16 protein-coding genes are annotated in these 19,484 nt (G+C 48.3%); 11 read left to right on the forward strand and 5 right to left on the reverse strand.

What is annotated here, in order from left to right; translation table 11 throughout:
* Positions 1-13 precede the first annotated feature (13 nt).
* Positions 14-265: a YfhL family 4Fe-4S dicluster ferredoxin gene (locus tag AC2T15_RS00485; protein WP_053100901.1), complete on the forward strand. Its 252-nt coding sequence runs from the start codon at positions 14-16 to the stop codon at positions 263-265.
* Between the two features lie 77 nt (positions 266-342).
* On the opposite strand, the gene AC2T15_RS00490 is transcribed toward AC2T15_RS00485, so the two are convergent.
* Positions 343-2,187 (reverse strand): Na/Pi cotransporter family protein, encoded by a 1,845-nt coding sequence (locus tag AC2T15_RS00490; protein ID WP_286639629.1) that lies wholly within the window; start codon positions 2,185-2,187, stop codon positions 343-345.
* A gap of 105 nt (positions 2,188-2,292) precedes the next feature.
* The gene (locus tag AC2T15_RS00495) at positions 2,293-3,591 is read right to left on the reverse strand and encodes an MFS transporter (RefSeq protein ID WP_053105017.1); all 1,299 of its coding nucleotides are present in this window, start codon (positions 3,589-3,591) and stop codon (positions 2,293-2,295) included.
* A 294-nt stretch (positions 3,592-3,885) separates the two neighbouring features.
* Between AC2T15_RS00495 and glyQ the strand changes: the two genes are divergently transcribed.
* From glyQ to AC2T15_RS00545, 10 genes are all read left to right on the forward strand, one after another.
* Positions 3,886-4,833 (forward strand): glycine--tRNA ligase subunit alpha, encoded by a 948-nt coding sequence (gene glyQ, locus AC2T15_RS00500; RefSeq protein ID WP_486778464.1) that lies wholly within the window; start codon positions 3,886-3,888, stop codon positions 4,831-4,833.
* Entirely contained in the window at positions 4,830-6,884 is a 2,055-nt protein-coding gene (gene glyS, locus AC2T15_RS00505) for a glycine--tRNA ligase subunit beta (RefSeq protein WP_486778465.1), read from the forward strand. Before glyQ ends, glyS begins: the two co-directional genes overlap by 4 nt.
* 117 nt (positions 6,885-7,001) lie before the next feature.
* Positions 7,002-7,541 carry a D-glycero-beta-D-manno-heptose 1,7-bisphosphate 7-phosphatase gene (gene gmhB, locus AC2T15_RS00510; protein WP_486778466.1) on the forward strand — a complete coding sequence of 180 codons (540 nt, stop codon included), beginning with the start codon at positions 7,002-7,004 and terminating at the stop codon, positions 7,539-7,541.
* A gap of 1 nt (position 7,542) precedes the next feature.
* Positions 7,543-8,358, forward strand: coding sequence for a lysophospholipid acyltransferase family protein (locus AC2T15_RS00515; RefSeq protein ID WP_486778467.1), 816 nt, complete (start codon positions 7,543-7,545; stop codon positions 8,356-8,358).
* Positions 8,324-8,989: a hypothetical protein gene (locus AC2T15_RS00520; protein ID WP_486778468.1), complete on the forward strand. Its 666-nt coding sequence runs from the start codon at positions 8,324-8,326 to the stop codon at positions 8,987-8,989. The genes AC2T15_RS00515 and AC2T15_RS00520 overlap by 35 nt, the downstream gene beginning before the upstream one ends.
* Positions 8,990-9,258: 269 nt before the next feature.
* A complete protein-coding gene (locus AC2T15_RS00525) occupies positions 9,259-11,301 on the forward strand; it encodes a type I restriction-modification system subunit M (RefSeq protein WP_486778469.1) in 2,043 nt (680 codons plus the stop codon).
* Positions 11,301-12,554 (forward strand): restriction endonuclease subunit S, encoded by a 1,254-nt coding sequence (locus AC2T15_RS00530; RefSeq protein ID WP_486778470.1) that lies wholly within the window; start codon positions 11,301-11,303, stop codon positions 12,552-12,554. Before AC2T15_RS00525 ends, AC2T15_RS00530 begins: the two co-directional genes overlap by 1 nt.
* Before the next feature lie 93 nt (positions 12,555-12,647).
* Positions 12,648-15,884 (forward strand): type I restriction enzyme subunit R domain-containing protein, encoded by a 3,237-nt coding sequence (locus AC2T15_RS00535; protein ID WP_486778471.1) that lies wholly within the window; start codon positions 12,648-12,650, stop codon positions 15,882-15,884.
* 15 nt (positions 15,885-15,899) lie between these two features.
* Positions 15,900-16,370, forward strand: a complete 471-nt coding sequence (locus tag AC2T15_RS00540; protein ID WP_486778472.1) for a flavodoxin family protein — start codon at positions 15,900-15,902, stop codon at positions 16,368-16,370.
* A 64-nt stretch (positions 16,371-16,434) separates the two neighbouring features.
* Positions 16,435-16,884 carry a hypothetical protein gene (locus tag AC2T15_RS00545; RefSeq protein ID WP_053100908.1) on the forward strand — a complete coding sequence of 150 codons (450 nt, stop codon included), beginning with the start codon at positions 16,435-16,437 and terminating at the stop codon, positions 16,882-16,884.
* A gap of 66 nt (positions 16,885-16,950) precedes the next feature.
* Here the strand turns inward: AC2T15_RS00545 and glnK are convergent, their stop codons facing one another.
* The 3 genes from glnK to phoB all read right to left on the reverse strand — a co-directional run bounded on the left by glnK (position 16,951) and on the right by phoB (position 19,484).
* Positions 16,951-17,289 (reverse strand): P-II family nitrogen regulator, encoded by a 339-nt coding sequence (gene glnK, locus AC2T15_RS00550; RefSeq protein WP_053100909.1) that lies wholly within the window; start codon positions 17,287-17,289, stop codon positions 16,951-16,953.
* A 204-nt stretch (positions 17,290-17,493) separates the two neighbouring features.
* The gene (gene phoR, locus AC2T15_RS00555) at positions 17,494-18,786 is read right to left on the reverse strand and encodes a phosphate regulon sensor histidine kinase PhoR (RefSeq protein ID WP_486778473.1); all 1,293 of its coding nucleotides are present in this window, start codon (positions 18,784-18,786) and stop codon (positions 17,494-17,496) included.
* An 8-nt stretch (positions 18,787-18,794) separates the two neighbouring features.
* The gene (gene phoB / locus AC2T15_RS00560; protein WP_053103293.1) at positions 18,795-19,484 is read right to left on the reverse strand and encodes a phosphate regulon transcriptional regulator PhoB; all 690 of its coding nucleotides are present in this window, start codon (positions 19,482-19,484) and stop codon (positions 18,795-18,797) included.

Genomic DNA, 19,484 nt, shown 5'->3' on the forward strand with positions numbered 1-19,484 from the left:
GGAGTAGCCAATCATGGCGCTAGTCATCACTGATGATTGTATTAACTGCGATGTGTGTGAGCCGGAGTGTCCGAATAGCGCGATTTCGCAGGGCGAAGAAATTTATGAGATTGATCCCATGCTCTGTACCGAGTGTGTGGGGCACTATGATGAGCCGCAGTGCCAGCAAGTATGCCCAGTAGATTGCATTCCGTTAGATCCTAATAACGTTGAAAGCAAAGATGAGCTGATGGAAAAGTACCTGATCATTACTGGTAAAGCTTAAGTTTTACTGCGCAGCTTGCATAATCTGCTCAATCACTAACGCCAAGTAGCCAACGGGATACTTGGCGTTTTTTTTGGCTAAACCGAAATCAGTGGCATCTCGTCATTGTCACTTAAGCGGCGCATTTCCCGTAATAAGTCACCTTCTTGGGATAAGCCCAATTGCATTACATTACGTAAGCTTTGGGTAATACGGCTGCAGTAACCTAGATCATTCATCAGCGAGCTGGCTTCATGACCATTTAATTGCGCATCTCGCACTTGGGCAAAAATTTGCTGGCGAAACAGATGATCAAACTGTGCTGCCTGCCCATCAAACCAGTCTAGGCGCGTGCGCCAGACTTCATCCGGTAATTCGAGTAAGCCCATTTCCCGGACTTGGCGAAGCACCCAGATCAGATGTTTTCTGAGTTCAAAGTAGTTTTGTTGCATGCAGGGGCTGCTTTCTTGCAAAAACCGCCCCAAGTTTTTTTGTAGGTGTTTAGCGTCTTTAACCGCATCCACCAGTTGCAGGGCAACAATTTGTACCGTGCGCCAAAACTGTTGCTGTTCTGGTTCATTGGGAATATCTAAACGACTAATAAAGTCTAATAGGTCGCCATATACCCCTTTAATATGACGCTCGTAGAGCACTTGGGCATCTAACCATTCACGCTCTGGGCGGGCCATTAAGCGGGCTTCATCAAGGGTGGGCGCGAGTAGTTGTTGAATTGGTTGGTAGAGCGCATGGCAAATCACCTCCAGACTTAGGCGGCCTAAGTGCTGCAGCTCTTGTACCACTGCCCGTGAGGCTGTGTCGGGCGACGTTAACGCTGAGGCACTGAGATAGCGAGCTTGGGTAAGGAGTGCGCTATGGGCAGAGAGCTGTTGGTCGGCAATGAGCACTTCTGGTTCTTGGCGATCGGGCAGTAGCTTAATCAGCGCTTTTTCCAGTAAGTTTTGCCATGGCCAAAATAAGCCAACGCCAATTAAATTAAATAGTGTTTGAAACAGTGCCAGCTGCAACAGTGGATTATCCCCTGCAGCTAACCACTGCATCAGCCATTGGCAAAGCCAAGCTAAGGGACTTAACAAGAGCAGGGTGATAATTCCCACACTTAGGTTAAACAGCACGTGCACTAAAACAAGGCGCTGGCCGCCCCGGTTACCGCCCAACCAGCCGACAATGGCAGTGGTCACGCTACTGCCCACGTTGCCACCAATGGCCAGCGCCATACCTTGCCATAGCTCGATTTGTCCGGTGGCGAGCGCGGCTAAAATCAGCATTAAGGTGGCGTGACTGGATTGCAAAATTGAAGTCAGTAGCAAGCCAATTGCCACCAGAATCAGTTGCCCTATTAGGGTGTTATCCACCGCTTGGGTAAAATCAATCGAGTCGCCAAACTCACTGAAACCCACTTTAAGCTGATCGATGCCTAAAAAGATAAAGGCAATGCCTAATACTAAGCGACCAGCGGCTTTACCTTTGCTGCCATGAAAGCCCGCCAGCACGCCAAATACCAGTAGTGGCAGGGCTAATGGACTCAGGCTAAAGCCTTGACCGGCAGCGGCCAGTAGCCAAATGCCAGCACTGGTGCCTAAGTTAATACCGAGCAAAATGGCAATGCCGCCAGCCAGTTGAATCAATCCAGTGCTGATAAAGGCAATGGTCAATAACGACATCAGCGTGGTGGATTGCAAGAGCATGGTGCCGCCCATCCCAAATAAAAAACTTTTGCCGCGGGTGGCGGTGCTGCGTTCTAGCCAGGTATCCAGTTTGCTGCCGGCTAACTGTTTTAACCCTTCTTCAAGGCACTGCATGCCAAATAAAAATAAGGCAAGGCCTGCACACAACTGTAACCAGCTGGCACTAAACCAAAAGCTGACACTGAGCAGAGTGATTAAAATCGTGATAAAACTAAGTTGTTTGATAACCGTATTCATGCAGAGTTACTCAAGGCTGCGGGCAAAAAAATCCCAAACCGATTAAGGCTTGGGATTTTAAGCTAAAACCTAGGCGGGATTATGTTTCACCCGCAGGCTAGGGGATTAATAGTGCTGTTCTTCAGAATCTAAGGCGATATCGTCCAGATTAACTTCTTGCATTTGCTCTTGCACCACTGCTTCATCAACCCGCGGGTCAAGGGCCGCAACTAACGGCGAGCTGCTTAAACTGTCGGGCATCACCACGTGCTGTAGCGTATCTTCGACCACTGTATCTTCTGGGATATTGCTTGGGTGCACGCAGATTGCAATAATCACCGCACACACGGTAAAAAATGCGTACAGCATATTGGCACCTATCAGGTTCATTAAAGACCCAGCCAACAGTGGGCCAATACTGGCGCCAACACCAAAAATAGTCAGCATAACCGCGGTGAGCGACACCCGGCGATCGGCATCCACATGGTCGTTGGCTAAAGCCACAGCCAGCGGATATAAGCTAAAAAATAGCGCACTACTGGCCGCGCCTAGGGTAAAGATTGCCCATAATGGGAATTCACTAAAAATAGCTAACGGCAGTGCGGTAAGCATTAAAATAATACTGCAACCACGAATTAACGTGGGCCGTGCTAAGCGGTCAGATAACCAACCAATAGGCCATTGCACCAATAAGCCGGCCACAATACAGATCGCCATAAACAAACCAATTTTATCGGTCGGTAGGCCAATTAACTTGGCGTAGAGTGGCGCTAGACCATAAAACGCACCAACGGCCAGGCCTGCGGTGATTCCGGTAATCATCGACAGAGGAATTTTACTAATAAAGTAGCGCGGATTTAATGGCGCAGGGCGTAACGGTTCGGGGTGAATCCGGCGAGTCACGGCCACTGGCACCAAGCACAAAGAAAAACACAAGGCCACCAATAACAGCAATTGAGTGCCCAAACTAGGTAACGCCACCAACACCAGTTGCCCTAAGACCATCCCCAGATAAGAAGCCATCATATAGCCAGAAAACACTAAGCCACGTTCATGGGCACTGGACTGCTCGTTAAGCCAGCTTTCAATCACCATGTACATACACATCATGCCCAGCCCGACAATGACCCGCAGACCCAGCCAAATACTCAACTCTTGAGTCAGGCCATGGCCGAGCACCGCCGCGGTAACAACACCAGCACTGGCCACATAGGCACGAATATGACCCACCCTGGCAATCAGCCGGTGTCCTAACTTACCGCCAAGTACCAGTCCTAAATAAAACCCTGTCATCAAAGCACCCACCCAGATACTGCTGGCTTTATCGGCGATTTGTAAGGCTAGGTAGGTACTTAATAAACCTGAGCCAAGGAGCATGAGTAGGGTGGCAAAATACAACGCGCGAAAGGATTTCCACAGTTCCATGGTGCTTTAGGTCTCCTATCTAAAGGTATGGGGGTGTAGGACGCCAAGATACGTCGAGAAGACGAGTGGCGATGGTAAGTGGCTGTGAGCACCTAGGCTCATGCTACACCTAAGGGCAATGGGATGCCAAAAGCCGACTAAAGTTTAGTCTTGCCGAGGCTTAACTAGCACTACCTAGAGTTGGGATAGATAAAATTATTGACTGAGACTTTTTCCGCTGATCTGCGCTGCGACAATCGAGCCGAGCTTAGGTATACTGTGGGCTTTCATGCCAGTTTTTAAATGGGTATTTTTGTGAGCCAGACAACACCTGCGGTACGCACATTTCAGGATTTGATTCTCGCCTTGCAGAGCTTCTGGGCCGAGCAGGGCTGTATTGTATTACAACCTTACGATATGGAAGTAGGCGCGGGTACTTTCCACACCGCTACTTTCTTACGCGCGATTGGCCCCGAAACATGGAATGCGGCCTACGTGCAGCCCTCGCGTCGTCCAACTGATGGCCGTTACGGCGAAAACCCTAACCGTTTACAGCATTACTACCAATTTCAGGTGGTGCTCAAGCCTAACCCAGACAATATTCAAGACTTATACCTAGAATCGCTGCGTCGTATCGGTATTGATACCCAGGTGCACGACGTACGCTTTGTGGAAGATAACTGGGAATCGCCAACGCTGGGTGCGTGGGGATTAGGCTGGGAAGTGTGGCTCAATGGTATGGAAGTCACCCAGTTTACTTATTTTCAGCAAGTCGGTGGCGTTGAGTGTTACCCCGTGACCGGTGAAATCACCTACGGTTTAGAGCGCTTAGCCATGTACTTGCAAGGCGTGGACTCGGTGTATGACTTAGTTTGGACCGATGGCCCCTTTGGTGTCGTGACCTATGGCGATGTGTTCCATCAAAACGAAGTCGAGCAATCCACCTACAACTTTGAACATGCCAATGTTGAAAAAATGTTCGAGTTATTTGATTTCTATGAAAGCGAAGCCAATCGCTTAATTGCTTTAGATTTACCCTTACCCACCTATGAAATGGTGCTTAAAGCATCCCACACCTTTAACTTGCTGGATGCGCGCCGGGCCATTTCGGTGACCGAACGTCAGCGTTATATTTTACGGGTTCGCACCCTTGCACGTGCGGTGGCCAAAAGTTATTTACAGGCCCGGGCTAAACTAGGTTTCCCGATGGCCGAAGCCAGCTTGCGTGATGAAGTATTAGCTAAATTGGAGGCAGCAGAATGAACAACCTAGACTTTTTAGTCGAATTAGGAACCGAAGAGCTGCCACCGAAAGCCCTGCAAAGTTTAGGTAAAGCCTTTTTAGAAGGGGTGCTAAAAGGGGTTAAAGAAAACGGTTTACTGCATGGTGAAGCGCGTTTTTATGCGGCTCCACGTCGTTTAGCGGTCATGATCGAAGGCTTAGAAATTCAGCAGCCAGATCGTGAAGTCACCTTAGAAGGGCCACCGGTTCATGTGGCGTTTGATGAAACTGGTGCACCGACTAAGGCTGCAGAAGGCTTTGCCCGTAAGTGCGGCGTAGAGCTAAGCGAAGTGGATCGCAGTGGGGCTAAATTGCGCTATGTGCGTCAGATTGCAGGCTTGCCAACCACAGAGTTAATGCCAGCGATCGTGGAAACCGCGCTGAATAGTCTACCGGTGCCCAAGCGGATGCGTTGGGGTGCGAGCCGTAATGAGTTTGTACGTCCCACCCAGTGGTTATTAATGATTATTGGTGGCGAAATCATTGACTGTGAGATTCTTGGGCAAACCGCTAATCGCCTCAGCTATGGCCATCGTTTCCATCATAATCAAGCGATCACCATCAATAAGCCCAGCGAGTACCTTGATAAACTGCGTGCCGGCTATGTGATTGCCGACTTTAATGAGCGCCGCGAGCTGATTAAGCGCCGCGTTGAGCAGTTAGCCAGCGAGCAGCAGGGCACCGCCATTGTGCCGCCAAGCTTGCTTGATGAAGTCACTGCACTGGTTGAGTGGCCTGTGCCGTTAGTCTGCTCATTTGAAGAGCACTTCTTGGCTGTACCGCAAGAAGCCTTGATTATCACCATGCAAGATAACCAGAAGTACTTCTGCTTGTTAGATGCTGAAGGCAAGTTACTACCACGCTTTATCACCGTGTCTAATATTGAAAGTAAAGATCCGCGTCAGGTGATTGAGGGCAACGAAAAAGTGGTGCGTCCGCGCTTAACCGATGCCGAGTTCTTCTATCTACAAGACCAAAAGCAGCCCTTAGCCGACTTTAATGAGCGGTTAAAATCAGTGGTATTCCAAGCGCAGCTGGGCACCGTGTATGAAAAAGCGTTACGGGTTTCGGCCTTAGCGGGCACTATCGCCCAGCAAATTGGCGGTGATGTCGAGCAGGCACAGCGTGCAGGTTTGCTCTCAAAATGCGACCTTGCTACGGAAATGGTCGGCGAGTTTCCTGAGATGCAAGGTATCGCTGGCTACTACTACGCCCAAGCGAACCAAGAGCCAGGTGAGGTGGCGTTAGCTCTGAACGAGCAGTATATGCCACGTGGGGCCGGAGCTGAGCTACCTAGCACTCTAACCGGTGCGGCAGTAGCGATTGCCGATAAGCTAGATACCTTAGTGGGGATTTTTGGCATTGGTATGTTGCCAACAGGTTCTAAAGACCCTTATGCCTTACGTCGTGCGGCCTTAGGTGTGCTGCGAATTTTGATCGAGAAAAAGCTCGAACTTGATTTACCAGCGATTTTACAACAGGCGATTGCCCAGTTTGGCGAGCGAATCAAAGCGGCAGGCTTGTTGGAGCAAGTGCAAGAATTTATCTTTGACCGTTTACGTGCGCGCTACGAAGACGAAGGGGTCAATGTACAGGTCTATCAAGCGGTGCGTGCGATTCATCCCGTCTCGCCGCTAGATTTTGATCAGCGAGTACAGGCGGTACAAAGCTTTATTCAGTTGCCAGAGGCGCAAGCCTTAGCGGCAGCTAATAAGCGTGTATCGAACTTACTGGGTAAAAGTGCCGATGCCCAACAGGTAAAAATTGAGCCGCGGTTCTTTGATACGCCGGCTGAGTTCACCTTGTATTCGGCGCTGCAACTAGCCGAGCAAGCAACTCAACCTCTGCGTGAACAACATCAGTACAGCGAAGTATTATCCCGTTTAGCCAGTTTGCAAGAGCCGGTGGATAAGTTCTTTGATGATGTAATGGTGAATGCCGAGCATGCCGATATTCGTAATAACCGCCATGCGTTGCTGGCGCAGTTACGCCGCTTATTCTTGGCGGTAGCCGATATTTCGGTGCTTGACTAACACCTTTAAAGCCGCTGGGAGTGATTGCTAACAGCGGCTTTTTTAGCGGTGCAGTAAATTTTTGACTCTTGGGTCACGCGGGTGACCTTGATGCAGCTAGAAGGTAAAAACTAAGGCATGCAGTTAATTATTCTTGATCGTGACGGTGTGATTAATCAGGACTCTGATGCCTATATCAAAACCGTAGATGAGTGGATCGCCTTACCCGGCGCGATCGAAGCCATGGCACAACTTAGTCAAGCTGGTTGGACCGTGGCGATTGCCACCAATCAGTCGGGTTTAGCCCGCGGTTACTACAGCGAGCCAACCTTGCATGCGATGCACGCTAAGTTGCGCGCTTTGGTGCAGGCGGCGGGCGGTGAGCTGGGCTACATTGCCTATTGCCCGCATGGTCCTGATGATGGCTGTAATTGCCGTAAACCCTTGCCTGGTTTATTGGAACAAATAGCGGCGCACTATCAAACCGATTTAACTGATGTCTGGTTTGTCGGCGATAGTTTGCGTGACTTAGAAGCGGCCGTGGCAATCAAAGCTAAACCGGTATTAGTCAAAACCGGTAAAGGTGTAGAAACCGTCAATAAACGTTTACCCGCAGATACCTTAATTTTTTCTGATTTAGCCGCAGTGGCCGAGTATTTGATCAGCTCAGGAGCTTAATATGGTGTTACTAGCAAACATTCGAACCACGGTGTTTTATGTGTTATTGGCGCTGTTTTCTTTGCTGTGGTGCGTGGTTTGCTTATTTGTAGCACCCTTTTTAGGTTTTTCTAAACGCTATCATTTTACTGCGGTGTACTGGTGCCGTGGGGCGCTCTGGTTAGCCGAGCATATTTTAGGCATCACTTACCGGATTGAAGGGGTAGAGCATATTCCCCAGCAGCCCTGTGTGATTTTGGCTAAACATCAAAGCACCTGGGAGACGTTTTTTCTGTCCAAGTACTTTGAGCCGCTGACCCAGGTGCTGAAAAAAGAGCTGTTATCCATCCCATTTTTTGGTTGGACCATGGGCATGCTAAAACCCATTGCCATTGATCGCAGCAATCCCAAGCAAGCCTTAAAGCAAGTAGCGACCCAAGGCGGTTTAGCGCTTAAGGATCAGCGCTGGCTATTAATTTTTCCTGAAGGTACACGGGTGCCGGTGGGCAATATTGGCAAGTTCTCCCGCGGTGGGGCAGCCTTGGCGGTTAATAATCAAGTGGGGGTATTGCCGGTTGCGCATAACGCTGGGCGTTTTTGGCCGAAAACAGGCTGGGCGAAATACCCCGGAGAAATTACCGTGCGTTTTGGCCCAGTGTTATATGCCGAAGGCACAGGTTCTGAGGCGATTAATCGGCTCAATCAGCAAGCCTTTGCTTGGATTGCGCAGGCGCAATACGAAATTGGTGATTTAAGTGCTAAGGTGTGGAGCGATTTAGATCTTGGAGAGAAGGAAATCCAGCATGTCCCACCCGCCCTTGAGCCACCACAGCCTTAAAACCAAACAACGGCGCCTACGCCCAGACTTTTCTGAAGGGCTATCTTTGCGCGTGCATCGCGCTCTGAGCTGGTTGCAGCGCGCAGAGCAAGAAACCGATGATTTAGATGCCAAGCTGGTCTTTCTGTGGATTGCCTTTAATGCGGCCTATGCCCAAGACATTGACGAGCAATACCGCAGCTCGGCCTATGAAACCTTCACCGAGTTTTTAATCAAGTTATGCAATCTGGATCTAGATGGCCGGGTCGAGCGTATGGTGTGGGAGCAGCTGCCGCGCAGTATTCGTTTTTTAATGGATAACGAATACATGGCTGCCGATTTTTGGAGTTTTCAGCGGGGTAAAATCAGCCAAGCTGAGTGGAAGCAACGCTTTAGCAGCGCCAAGTTTGCTACCCGCCAAGCCTTAAGTGGCCGTGATACTGCTACGGTGCTTAGTCTAGCGATGAATCGAGTCTATGTGCTGCGCAACCAACTGATGCACGGCGGTGCCACCTGGAATAGCAGCATCAACCGCGAGCAAGTGAAACTGGGCGTTACTTTTTTATCGGCCTTTGTTCCCTTGCTGATCGATATCATGATGGACAACCCCAAAACCCTGTGGGGCGATGCTTATTATCCGGTGATTAAGTAGTTAAGGTTTAGATAAAGCCAACACGGGCTATGGTCATGGGTTTACAGCAAGTGGGTGAGCAGCTAGCAAGTAATCTGCACTCGTGCCGGCTTAGCCTTGGGTTGGTGCCAGAAAGTAATCAGCACAACGCACCGCGGGCTATTTATCGCTAGTTTAGCCTCCCTGATTATCTGAATACTCGAACCTGCTGTTTTTAGGTGGAATCTGCTGTATGGCATACAATAGCCAGCATTTTTACCGTCTTCACTTATCAGGGATTTACAGTAGTTATGAGTAGCAGCAATTTTTCTTCGGTGGCGGCGTTTATTTGGTCGGTGGCGGATGTACTGCGTGGGGATTTTAAGCAGTCGCAATATGGGCGGATTATTTTGCCCTTTACCTTATTGCGCCGCTTGGAGTGTGTATTAGCCAAAACTAAACCAGCGGTGCTAGAAAAGTTTGAGCAAGTGAAAAACATGCCGCTTGAAGCCCAAGATAAATTGCTGGCCCACGCTGCTAAATTAAGTTTTTACAACACCTCCGCCATGGATTTAAGCCGTTTAGGGGAAACCCAGGTAGCACACAATCTAGAAGTTTATGTGCGCTCATTTAGCCCCAACGCCCGTGAAATTTTTGAGCACTTTGATTTTTACAACACCCTGAGCAAACTTGCCGAAGCAGATTTGCTGTATACCGTGGCAGATAAGTTTGCCAATACCGATTTGCACCCAGACACCCTCAGTAATCACGGCATGGGCTTGGTGTTTGAGGAGTTAATCCGCCGCTTTGCTGAAAGCTCTAACGAAACCGCAGGGGAGCACTTTACCCCGCGTGATATTGTGCGTTTAACCACCTCGCTGGTGTTTAGCACCGATGATGAAATTCTCACCCAAGCGGGATTAGTGCGCTCGATTTATGACCCTACCGTCGGAACTGGCGGCTTTTTATCTTCCGGCATGGAATACGTGCATGAACTTAACCAGCGCGCCACCTTAACTCCCTTTGGGCAAGAGCTTAACCCCGAGTCTTACGCGATCTGTATGGCCGATATGCTGATTAAAGGGCAAAAGGTCGACAACATTAAGCTGGGCAACACCCTATCTAATGATCAGCTACGTAACGAGCGCTTTGATTACATGCTATCTAACCCGCCATTTGGCGTGGACTGGAAAAAGATTCAGTCAGCCATTACCGATGAGCATAAAGACCGTGGCTTTGAGGGGCGTTTTGGGCCTGGCTTGCCGCGGGTATCGGATGGCTCTTTGCTGTTTTTATTGCACCTGATTAGCAAGATGAAACAAGGCCAAGGCGAAAGCTCACGCATTGGCATTATTTTAAATGGCTCGCCGTTATTTACCGGCGGCGCTGGCAGCGGTGAGAGTGAAATTAGGCGCTATATTTTAGAGCACGATTTGCTTGAGGCGATTATCGCGCTGCCGACTGATATGTTTTATAACACCGGCATTGCTACCTATATTTGGCTGCTATCTAACAACAAACCCGCGCACCGCAAAGGTAAGGTGCAGCTAATTAACGCTGCTAAAGAGCGGGCTAAAACTGGCGGTCGTGGGCGCAGTGGTGGTGGTGAAAGTGACGAGCCTGTGGAAAACGTGTTTTATCAGGCGATGCGTAAATCGCTGGGTAGCAAACGCCGCGAACTCACCGAAGAGGGCATTGCCACGTTAGTGCGCACTTACGGGCACTTTGTGGAAAATGAGTTTAGTAAAATTTTTGATTACCGGGCCTTTGGTTATCGTCGAATTACCGTAGAGCGCCCGTTGCAGTTGGCAATTTATCCACAGGCTGCCGAGCGTTTGGCGGCGCTACAGGCGGATAAAGCTTGGGAGAAACTAACCGCCAGTTTACAAAGTGATATTTTAGCCGCGCTGGCGCAATTGCCAGAAGCGCAGTACTTATCGCGCGATGGGTTTTTAAAGCAGTTAAATGTAAAACTCACCGCAGCCCAGCAAAAACTGTTGGTTAAGCACTTAGGTGAGCACGATGAAACTGCCGAAGTGTGCCGCGTTGCTAGCGGTAAAGATAAAGGCCAGCCTGAAGCTAACCCCGATTTGCGCGATTATGAAAACGTGCCGTTGTTGGAATCGGTAGAGCATTACTTTGCCCGCGAAGTGCTGCCCCATGTACCCGATGCGTGGATTGATCGCACTAAGTGCGACGAGCGCGATGGCGAAGTGGGGATTGTGGGGTATGAGATTCCGTTTAACCGTCATTTTTATGAATATCAGCCGCCGCGTTCATTGGTAGAAATTGATGCCGAGCTAGATGCGGTAGCAACAGAGATTATGCAGTTATTGGCTGAGGTGCATTCGTAATGGCGGGGCGGTATAAGGCGTATCCAGCTTATAAGGATTCTGGGGTTGAGTGGTTAGGGGAGATTCCAGAGGGGTGGGTTTTCACAAAAGTGAGTCGTTTTTTTAAAATTGGAATGGGTCAAACTATTTTAAAAGAAAACTTAAATGAAAAAGGGAGCTGGCCTGTTTACTCAGCTACAGAAAAAGATGAGTATTTTGGATATATAAATAATCCAGAGTTAAAACTTTATGCTGGGGATTTGGTTATTCCAGCGCGTGGTAACTCTATTGGTTTTGTTAAAATGATTAGTGAACCATCAACAAGTACTCAAACAACAATATATTGTAAGAAATTAAATGGCGATTTATTAAGTGAGTATGTTTATTATTATTTTGTAGGTAATAAAAAAAATTTATTTAGATTTACGCAAACTGCTATTCCACAAATTACTACTGAGGAAGTTAGTAATTTACCTATTTTAATTCCAAGCCTTTTAACTCAACAAACAATCGCTCAATTCCTCGATTATGAAACTGCCAAGATTGATGCGTTAATTGCCAAGCAAGAGCAGTTAATAGAGTTATTAAAAGAAAAGCGTCAGGCGGTGATTTCCCATGCAGTTACCAAAGGCTTAAACCCCGATGCACCAATGAAAGATTCCGGTGTGGAATGGCTAGGGCAAGTGCCTGAGCATTGGATTATTTGCGCTTTAAAAAGAAAACTAGTCTCGTTAAATTTTAGAAGAATTCCACTCAGCTCTGAAGAGCGATCTTATAAAAGAGGGGAGTTTCCTTACTATGGTGCATCAGGAATTATTGATTATATTGATGAGTATATTTTTGATGAGCCAACTGTTTTGGTTGGTGAGGATGGTGCTAATTTATTGAGTCGAAGTACACCATTGGCATTTTCAGCATATGGGAAGTATTGGGTAAATAATCATGCTCATATCTTTAGCTCTAAAGATAAGTTAGTGGATTATTGGGCTGAGGTAATTGAAAATATTGATGTTACACCAATTGTAAGTGGTTCAGCTCAGCCTAAATTAACGGCAGAATCTATTAATAATCTTAAGGTTGCATTTCCTCCTGACTTGGAAGAGCGAGTTTTGATTGATTCTTTTATAAAAAATGAAAAAAGCAGATATACAGCAATTATTAGCAACTCTGAGAGGCAAGTTTCTTTATTGAAGGAGCGCAAAACCGCCCTAATCTCCGCCGCAGTCACAGGTAAGATTGATGTGCGGGATTGGCAGCCGCCGAGTGTGGGGTAGTTGCGGGCTGATTTATTGCGGGCTTACTAATCGTTGGGTTGATGATTAAGCGCCCAGTGCGTTAAGGGCGCTAGAACATAAAAGGGAAAAATAATGCAGTTGCCACCAGAAGCCATTGTGCGCGAGCACCAGTTTCAACACGATATCCTTACCCAAATGCAAGCCAACGGCTGGCTGCTGGGGGATTCGAGTAAATATGATCGTCAGCGCGCAATTTATCCTGATGATGTCATCAGCTTTGCCCGCAACAGCCAGCCCGAACAATGGCAGCGGCTAGCCAAGCATTACCCAAACAGCCAACAAAACCCTAATGCCACCGCCGAAGCGTTACTCAATACCCTAGAGCGCGCGCTAAATGATCGCAATAAAGGCACCTTATGGGTGCTGCGTAACGAGCTAAAAGATCGCGGCGCACGAATTGCCCTATGCGGTTTTAAGCCCGACCACGCACTTAACCCCGAAGCTAACCGCCGCTATCAGCAAAATATTCTGCGCGTAGTGCCTGAGTTGGTGTACTCACCCCACGGCAATTTAGGGCGCATTGATCTCACCTTATTTGTTAACGGCATACCGGTAGCCACCTGCGAGTTAAAGTCTGAGTTTCAACAATCGCTTGATCAAGCCAAGTTGCAATACATTAAAGACCGCACGCCAAAAGACCCCGCAACCAATAAGCCCGAACCCTTGCTGACTTTTAAGCGCGGCGCCTTAGTGCATTTTGCGGTGAGCCAATACCAAGTAGCCATGACCACGCGCTTAGCGGGGCAAAAAACCTACTTTCTGCCATTTAACCAAGGCACCCACGAGGGCGGTGCTGGTAATGATATTCCCAGCGATAGCAGCCAATACGCCACTGCCTATTTATGGAACGAGATTTTTCAGCCCGATAACTGGCTAGTCATCTTAGGGCGTTACATTCACCTAGAAAGTAAACAGCAGCAGGAGCTAGACGGGCGCATAACTCAACGGGAAACCTTAATCTTCCCGCGTTATCACCAATGGGCGGTGGTTTCTAAACTGCTAAAAACTGTCGATCAACAAGGCACGGGCAACAAGTACCTGGTGCAGCACAGCGCCGGCAGCGGTAAATCTAACTCGATTGCGTGGCTCGCCCATCAGTTAGCCTCTAAACATTACCAACAGGATCACCCAGAGTTAAACAAAAGCAGCGGCGATAAGGTGTTTGATTCGGTAATTGTAATTACCGACCGTACGGTGCTGGACAACCAACTGCAAGAAACCATCTACCAGTTTGAGCATCATCACGGCATGATCGCCCGCATCAGCCGTGAAGAAGGGCAAGGCAGTAAATCTAAACAACTGGCAGCCGAGCTAAAAGCCAGCACCGCGATTATTATTGTCACCATTCAAACCTTTCCCCATGTGCTTGAAGCCATTCGCCAAGATGCCACCTTAGCCAATCGCAGCTTTGCGGTGATTGCCGATGAGGCGCACTCCAGCCAAACCGGTACTACTGCCCGCAAACTGCGCGAAGTGCTAATGGTAGAAGAGCTAGACGATGATCAACAGCTAGACAGCGAAGATCTGCTGCAGTTATCGCTCAAAGCCCGCGCTGGTTCTAATAGACTGAGTTACTTTGCCTTTACCGCCACGCCCAAAGCTAAAACGTTAGAGCTGTTTGGCACCAAGCCAGAGCCTGATTTGCCAATGAGCGAAACCAACAAGCCAGTGGCGTTTCATGTGTATTCGATGCGCCAAGCAATTGAAGAAGGCTTTATTTTAGATGTGTTGCAAAACTACACCAGCTACAAGGTGGCGTATCAGCTAGAGCACCAAAATCCAGAGGATAAGCGCAAATTTGATAGTGGCAGAACCCGCAATAAAATCGCGAAGTGGGTCAACTTGCACCCCGAAAATATCGCGCAAAAAGTGCAAATTATCATCGAGCACTTCAATCAAAAAATTAAGCACCTGTTAAACGGCCAAGCCAAAGCCATGGTAGTTACCAGCAGCCGCTTAGAGGCAGTGCGTTATAAATTAGCCTTTGAAAAGTATGTAGAACAACAGGGCTATAAAAACATTAATGCGATGGTGGCATTCTCGGGCGAGGTGAACGACCCCGATACCCCAGAAACAAGCTACACCGAAAGCAACATGAACCCAAACCTGCGTGGGCGCGATATGCGTAAAGCCTTTGATAGCGCAGATTATCAAGTCATGTTGGTAGCCAATAAGTTTCAAACCGGGTTTGACCAGCCAAAACTGGTGGCAATGTATGTGGATAAACCGCTAAAAGGGGTGGAGTGTATTCAAACCCTATCGCGCCTAAACCGCACCTATAAAGGTAAAAACACGACCTTTGTGCTGGATTTTGTGAATGATCCGCAAGATGTGCTGCAAGAATTTAAAGCCTATTACCAAACCGCTACGCTGCCTGGTGTATCGGATGTGAATATCATTTTTGAGCTAATGGAAAAGCTCGAGGCTGAGGGTATTTATCATTGGTCTGAAGTGGAAGCCTTTGTAAAAGCCTATTTTAGTAAAAACACGCCTCAAGCCATGCTGACTAATATCTGCAAAAAGCCCATGGAGCGGTTTACTGTGCGCTATAAGGCGGCTAGTGAGGCGTTAAAGCAGGCCGAACAAGAGCTAGAGCGCGCCAAAAAGGCAGAGGATTCGCACGCTATTCAATACGCTGAAAATCTGGTTAAAAATGCTAAAACCCAACGCGATGGGTTGGAAGTGTTTAAAAAGAATCTGCAATCTTTTTATCGTTACTATGAGTTTTGCTCGCAAATTGTCGATTTAGACGACCTTCAGTTAGAAAAACTCAGCGTGTTTGCCCACTACTTGCATCCATTGCTGCGCTTAGATGTGTTGCAAGATGAAATTGATTTATCCGATATTGTGTTAACCCAATACAGCCTACATCAACAGCGCGAAGTGGATTTAGACTTGGGTTTAAGCATTGGTGAAAATACCCCAGTAAGACCTAATCGAGAAGGCGCAGGCGCTACCCCGCGTGATCCTAAACAAGAGTTACTGCAAGAAATTATCCAACGCATGAACGATTTATTCGGCAGCGAATTTACCGATGCAGATACCGCCAATTACTTTAAAACCGTGCAAGAGAAGATCGAAGAAGATCAAACCGCGATGGATCAGCTGCGCCACAACACCCGTGAACAAGCGATGTTAGGGCTACTGCCGGATACGATTAATCATGCAGTGATTGAAAGCATGCAAGTACACGAAGGCATGGCGATGAAACTGCTATCTAACCCCAAAATTGCCGAAGGCTTTGCCTATTTGATGTTTGATGCATTAAAGGCCAAGCTTAACCAAGCTTCGCCACGTCCAGCCGGTTAAGTTTGGAGAGATTAAATGTCTGCAACTAAACAGTTACTGATTATCGCCCACGCACCTTCAGCCAATACCCAGCAACTGCGCGATGCAGTGGTTAAGGGCGCAACCCATCCTGATATTGAGAATATTCAGGTTAAGGTGTTAGCTCCGCTAGAAACCCAGCCTGAAGATATTTTAGCCGCCCATGCGGTCATCATCGGCACCACCGAAAACTTTGGCTATATGGCAGGGTTAGTGAAAGATGTGTTTGATCGCTGCTATTACCCGTGCCTTGAACACACCGAAGGTTTGCCCTTTGCTTTTTATATCCGCGCCGGATTAGACGGCACCGGCACCCGCCGCGCCATCGAAAGCATCACCCAAGGCCTACGCTGGAAACTGGTGCAACAACCGCTGATTTGCCTAGGCGATTTTAACCCCGAGTTTGTTCAGCAATGCGAAGAACTCGGCTTATCCATGGCCGCCAGTTTAGAGGCGGGGATTGTTTAACCTCTAAGAATCAATAAAAAACGTAGTATTAAAATCTAGTTTTAAACTGAAATTGGGGAGTGGAATGTTTAAAAAAATAGCCTTCATTGCCATAGGCATTGTTATGGTAGGTACTACTGGTTGTACCTTAATGGTAAGAACTGAGCCAGTACCTACAACTATGGCGGTTGACGTGCCTGCTGAGCGCCATCTTGCTTTTACTGAGGAAAAGCCTGGCTACGCTAAGTTGGTAGTAGTAAGAGATAAAGGCATGATGGGTGGGGGGTGTTATATGGGCGTAGCTATTGCGGGTGAGCTTGCAGCACGGCTTGATACGAAAGAAAAAGCTACGTTTTATGTGCCGCCGGGTATGACTAAAATGTCTGCTGTTGCGGATCCACAAGGGCGTGGATTGTGCGGATCGGCATGGGATTATGTTATAGAGGAGTACGATATTAAGCTGGATGCAAATAATATATATCGTATTAGTTTGGGGGCGTATCGTCGTCCACGTATAACGCCTACTGCTTATTAAGTAATTGATATAAGTAAAAACCTTCCAGATGGAAGGTTTTTAGGGGTTAGTGGCTAAACAGGGCAATTAAATCGCATCTTTACCTGTTTCACCAGTACGAATCCGGATGGCTTGCTCAAGGGCGGTGACGAAGATTTTACCGTCACCGATTTTACCGGTATTGGCCGCGTTGCTGATGGCATCGATCACATCATCTAGTTGGCTGGCGGCAATGGCGACTTCGATTTTAACTTTGGGTAAAAAATCCACAACATATTCAGCGCCGCGGTAGAGTTCGGTGTGGCCTTTTTGGCGACCAAAACCTTTGACTTCAGTGACAGTAATGCCCTGAACTCCGATTTCGGAGAGTGCTTCGCGCACGTCATCTAATTTAAAAGGTTTAATAATTGCAGTGACTAATTTCATGAATACACCTTGCAAGTAGGGCAGTTATTCCAGAAACGGAGGGCTGTAGTGTAATGCTTTCACCTAGGCTTTGTAATCTTATTTTGTGAGCCAGCAGCCCATGGCATAAGCATTACACCGTTGCGCCATTAGAGCAGAAAAAATAAAACTTGGTTGCAGCACTAGGGCAAAAAAACTTAAGGCGCAGGGCCTTAAGGGATTAGCCTAAGCGCTGAGCGGCGACTCAAAATGGCAGGTGAAGGTACTGCCCACCCCCAGCTCACTGCTGATACTAAGGCGTGCTTGATGACGGAGTAACACGTGCTTAACAATCGCCAGCCCAAGACCCGTGCCGCCACTGTAGCTGGCGCGGCTGGAGTCGACCCGATAAAAGCGCTCGGTTAAGCGGGGTAGGTGTTTTTTATCAATCCCTACGCCGGTATCACTGACCGCCACGTGAATCCCCGCCTGATCAGACCAGGCAGAAATAGTGATGGCTCCAGGGGTAGGGGTGTATTTTACAGCGTTAAAAATCAGATTAGAAAAGGCGCTGCGTAATTCGTTTTTATTGCCCGGTACCGATAAGTTGGGCTGAATTCGTAACTCAAACTGGTGCTGATCATCGGATAAGCTTTGGGCATCGTTAACTATTTTATCCAGCAGCGGCTGTAGCTCAACACCCTGATTTTCAGCGTGGTGTTCGGTGGCTTCCAGGCGGGCCAGCAGTAGCAAATCATCTACTAGATGCTGCATACGCTCACCTTGCAACTGCATTTGTTGCAGCGCACGGCGCCAGCGTGGATTAAGGTTTTCGTCGGCGTTATCGAGCAGGGTCTCTAAATAGCCGCTAATGACAGTCAGCGGCGTGCGCAACTCGTGGGAGACGTTGGCCACAAAGTCTTTACGCATTTGTTCGAGCTGATGAATGCGGGTGATATCACGCACCAGCAGTAAGTGTTCGTTATTGCCGTAAACGGTAAGATGAAACTGCAGCAATACTTGCTCTTTAACTGGTGAAGGTAGCACCAGCGTATCGTTATGTTTTTTGCGGTAAAAAAACTCTTTAAATTCAGGGTGGCGAATCAGGTTACTGGCCAATTGATTTAAGTCTTGGGGCTTTTTAAAGCCCAGTAGCGTTTCTGCTGCTTGGTTCCACCAGCGTAATTGGCCATTTTTATCTAGCATAATCACCGCATCGGTTAACGCCGCAGTGGATTCTTGCACCCGATCAATCACTGATTGCAAGCTGGCGCGAATGCGCAAATCACGTTGCTGCATGCGGTACAGCTGATCAAACACTTCGCCCCACAGGTTGCTGCTATAGGGTGGCTCGGTACCTGGCTCGCTGTATTTTAACCAGCGCAATAAGCGCAGCAGTTGCTGAAAATGCCACAGCAACAGCGCCCCTAAGCCGAGCATAAAACTCAGGGCATAGGCTTTGCTGATCATGCCGAGCACTAAGCAGACTAAGCCAATGAGTAGCAGTTGTAGCAGAAGTTGCGTGCGCCAATGGGACATAAGCGTAGCTAACTCTTGGTCGAGAAGCGGTAGCCTGTGCCACGCACGGTTTGAATCAACTCGGCGTGTTCTTCACCAATGGCTTTACGTAGACGGCGTATATGCACATCCACGGTGCGCTCTTCAACGTAGACGTTACCGCCCCAGACCTGATCCAATAACTGACCACGGGTATAGGCGCGTTCGGGGTGGGTCATAAAAAAGTGCAGTAAACGGTATTCGGTAGGACCTAAGGCGAGCGGCTCTCCGTGGCAAGAAACCCGCTGACTAATGGGATCAATTTCTAGGCCATTAACATCGATTGGTGCTTCATTTTCGCCAATGCCGGCACGACGTAACACCGCTTTTAAGCGCGCTACTAACTCGCGCGGCGAAAAGGGTTTGGTAATGTAATCATCGGCGCCCACTTCTAAGCCTAAAATTTTATTATCCTCTTCACCTTTGGCGGTGAGCATAATAATCGGCAGCTCGGCAGTTAAGTCATCGCGCTTTAAGCGGCGCGCCAATTCAATGCCGCTGGTGCCGGGCAGCATCCAATCGAGTAGGAGTAAATCAGGCTGAGCATCGACAATAATCGAGTGTGCATCTTGGGCATTTTCCGCTTCTAAGCATTCGTAGCCAGCCATTTCTAAGGCAACGGCGATCATCTCCCGAATCGGCGCCTCATCATCCACAATCAAAATACGCTTGCCAGTCAT

The organism is Thiopseudomonas sp. SA1F2-1K, from assembly GCF_057443035.1.

Excerpts from the sequence above, each read along its gene's own strand:
- AC2T15_RS00485 (WP_053100901.1), top strand. The coding sequence starts at position 14 with ATGGCGCTAGTCATCACTGATGATTGTATTAACTGCGATGTGTGTGAG.
- AC2T15_RS00490 (WP_286639629.1), bottom strand. The coding sequence starts at position 2,187 with ATGAATACGGTTATCAAACAACTTAGTTTTATCACGATTTTAATCACT.
- AC2T15_RS00495 (WP_053105017.1), bottom strand. The coding sequence starts at position 3,591 with ATGGAACTGTGGAAATCCTTTCGCGCGTTGTATTTTGCCACCCTACTC.
- glyS (WP_486778465.1), top strand. The coding sequence starts at position 4,830 with ATGAACAACCTAGACTTTTTAGTCGAATTAGGAACCGAAGAGCTGCCA.
- gmhB (WP_486778466.1), top strand. The coding sequence starts at position 7,002 with ATGCAGTTAATTATTCTTGATCGTGACGGTGTGATTAATCAGGACTCT.
- AC2T15_RS00515 (WP_486778467.1), top strand. The coding sequence starts at position 7,543 with ATGGTGTTACTAGCAAACATTCGAACCACGGTGTTTTATGTGTTATTG.
- AC2T15_RS00520 (WP_486778468.1), top strand. The coding sequence starts at position 8,324 with ATGTCCCACCCGCCCTTGAGCCACCACAGCCTTAAAACCAAACAACGG.
- AC2T15_RS00525 (WP_486778469.1), top strand. The coding sequence starts at position 9,259 with ATGAGTAGCAGCAATTTTTCTTCGGTGGCGGCGTTTATTTGGTCGGTG.
- AC2T15_RS00530 (WP_486778470.1), top strand. The coding sequence starts at position 11,301 with ATGGCGGGGCGGTATAAGGCGTATCCAGCTTATAAGGATTCTGGGGTT.
- AC2T15_RS00535 (WP_486778471.1), top strand. The coding sequence starts at position 12,648 with ATGCAGTTGCCACCAGAAGCCATTGTGCGCGAGCACCAGTTTCAACAC.
- AC2T15_RS00540 (WP_486778472.1), top strand. The coding sequence starts at position 15,900 with ATGTCTGCAACTAAACAGTTACTGATTATCGCCCACGCACCTTCAGCC.
- AC2T15_RS00545 (WP_053100908.1), top strand. The coding sequence starts at position 16,435 with ATGTTTAAAAAAATAGCCTTCATTGCCATAGGCATTGTTATGGTAGGT.
- glnK (WP_053100909.1), bottom strand. The coding sequence starts at position 17,289 with ATGAAATTAGTCACTGCAATTATTAAACCTTTTAAATTAGATGACGTG.
- phoR (WP_486778473.1), bottom strand. The coding sequence starts at position 18,786 with ATGTCCCATTGGCGCACGCAACTTCTGCTACAACTGCTACTCATTGGC.
- phoB (WP_053103293.1), bottom strand. The coding sequence starts at position 19,484 with ATGACTGGCAAGCGTATTTTGATTGTGGATGATGAGGCGCCGATTCGG.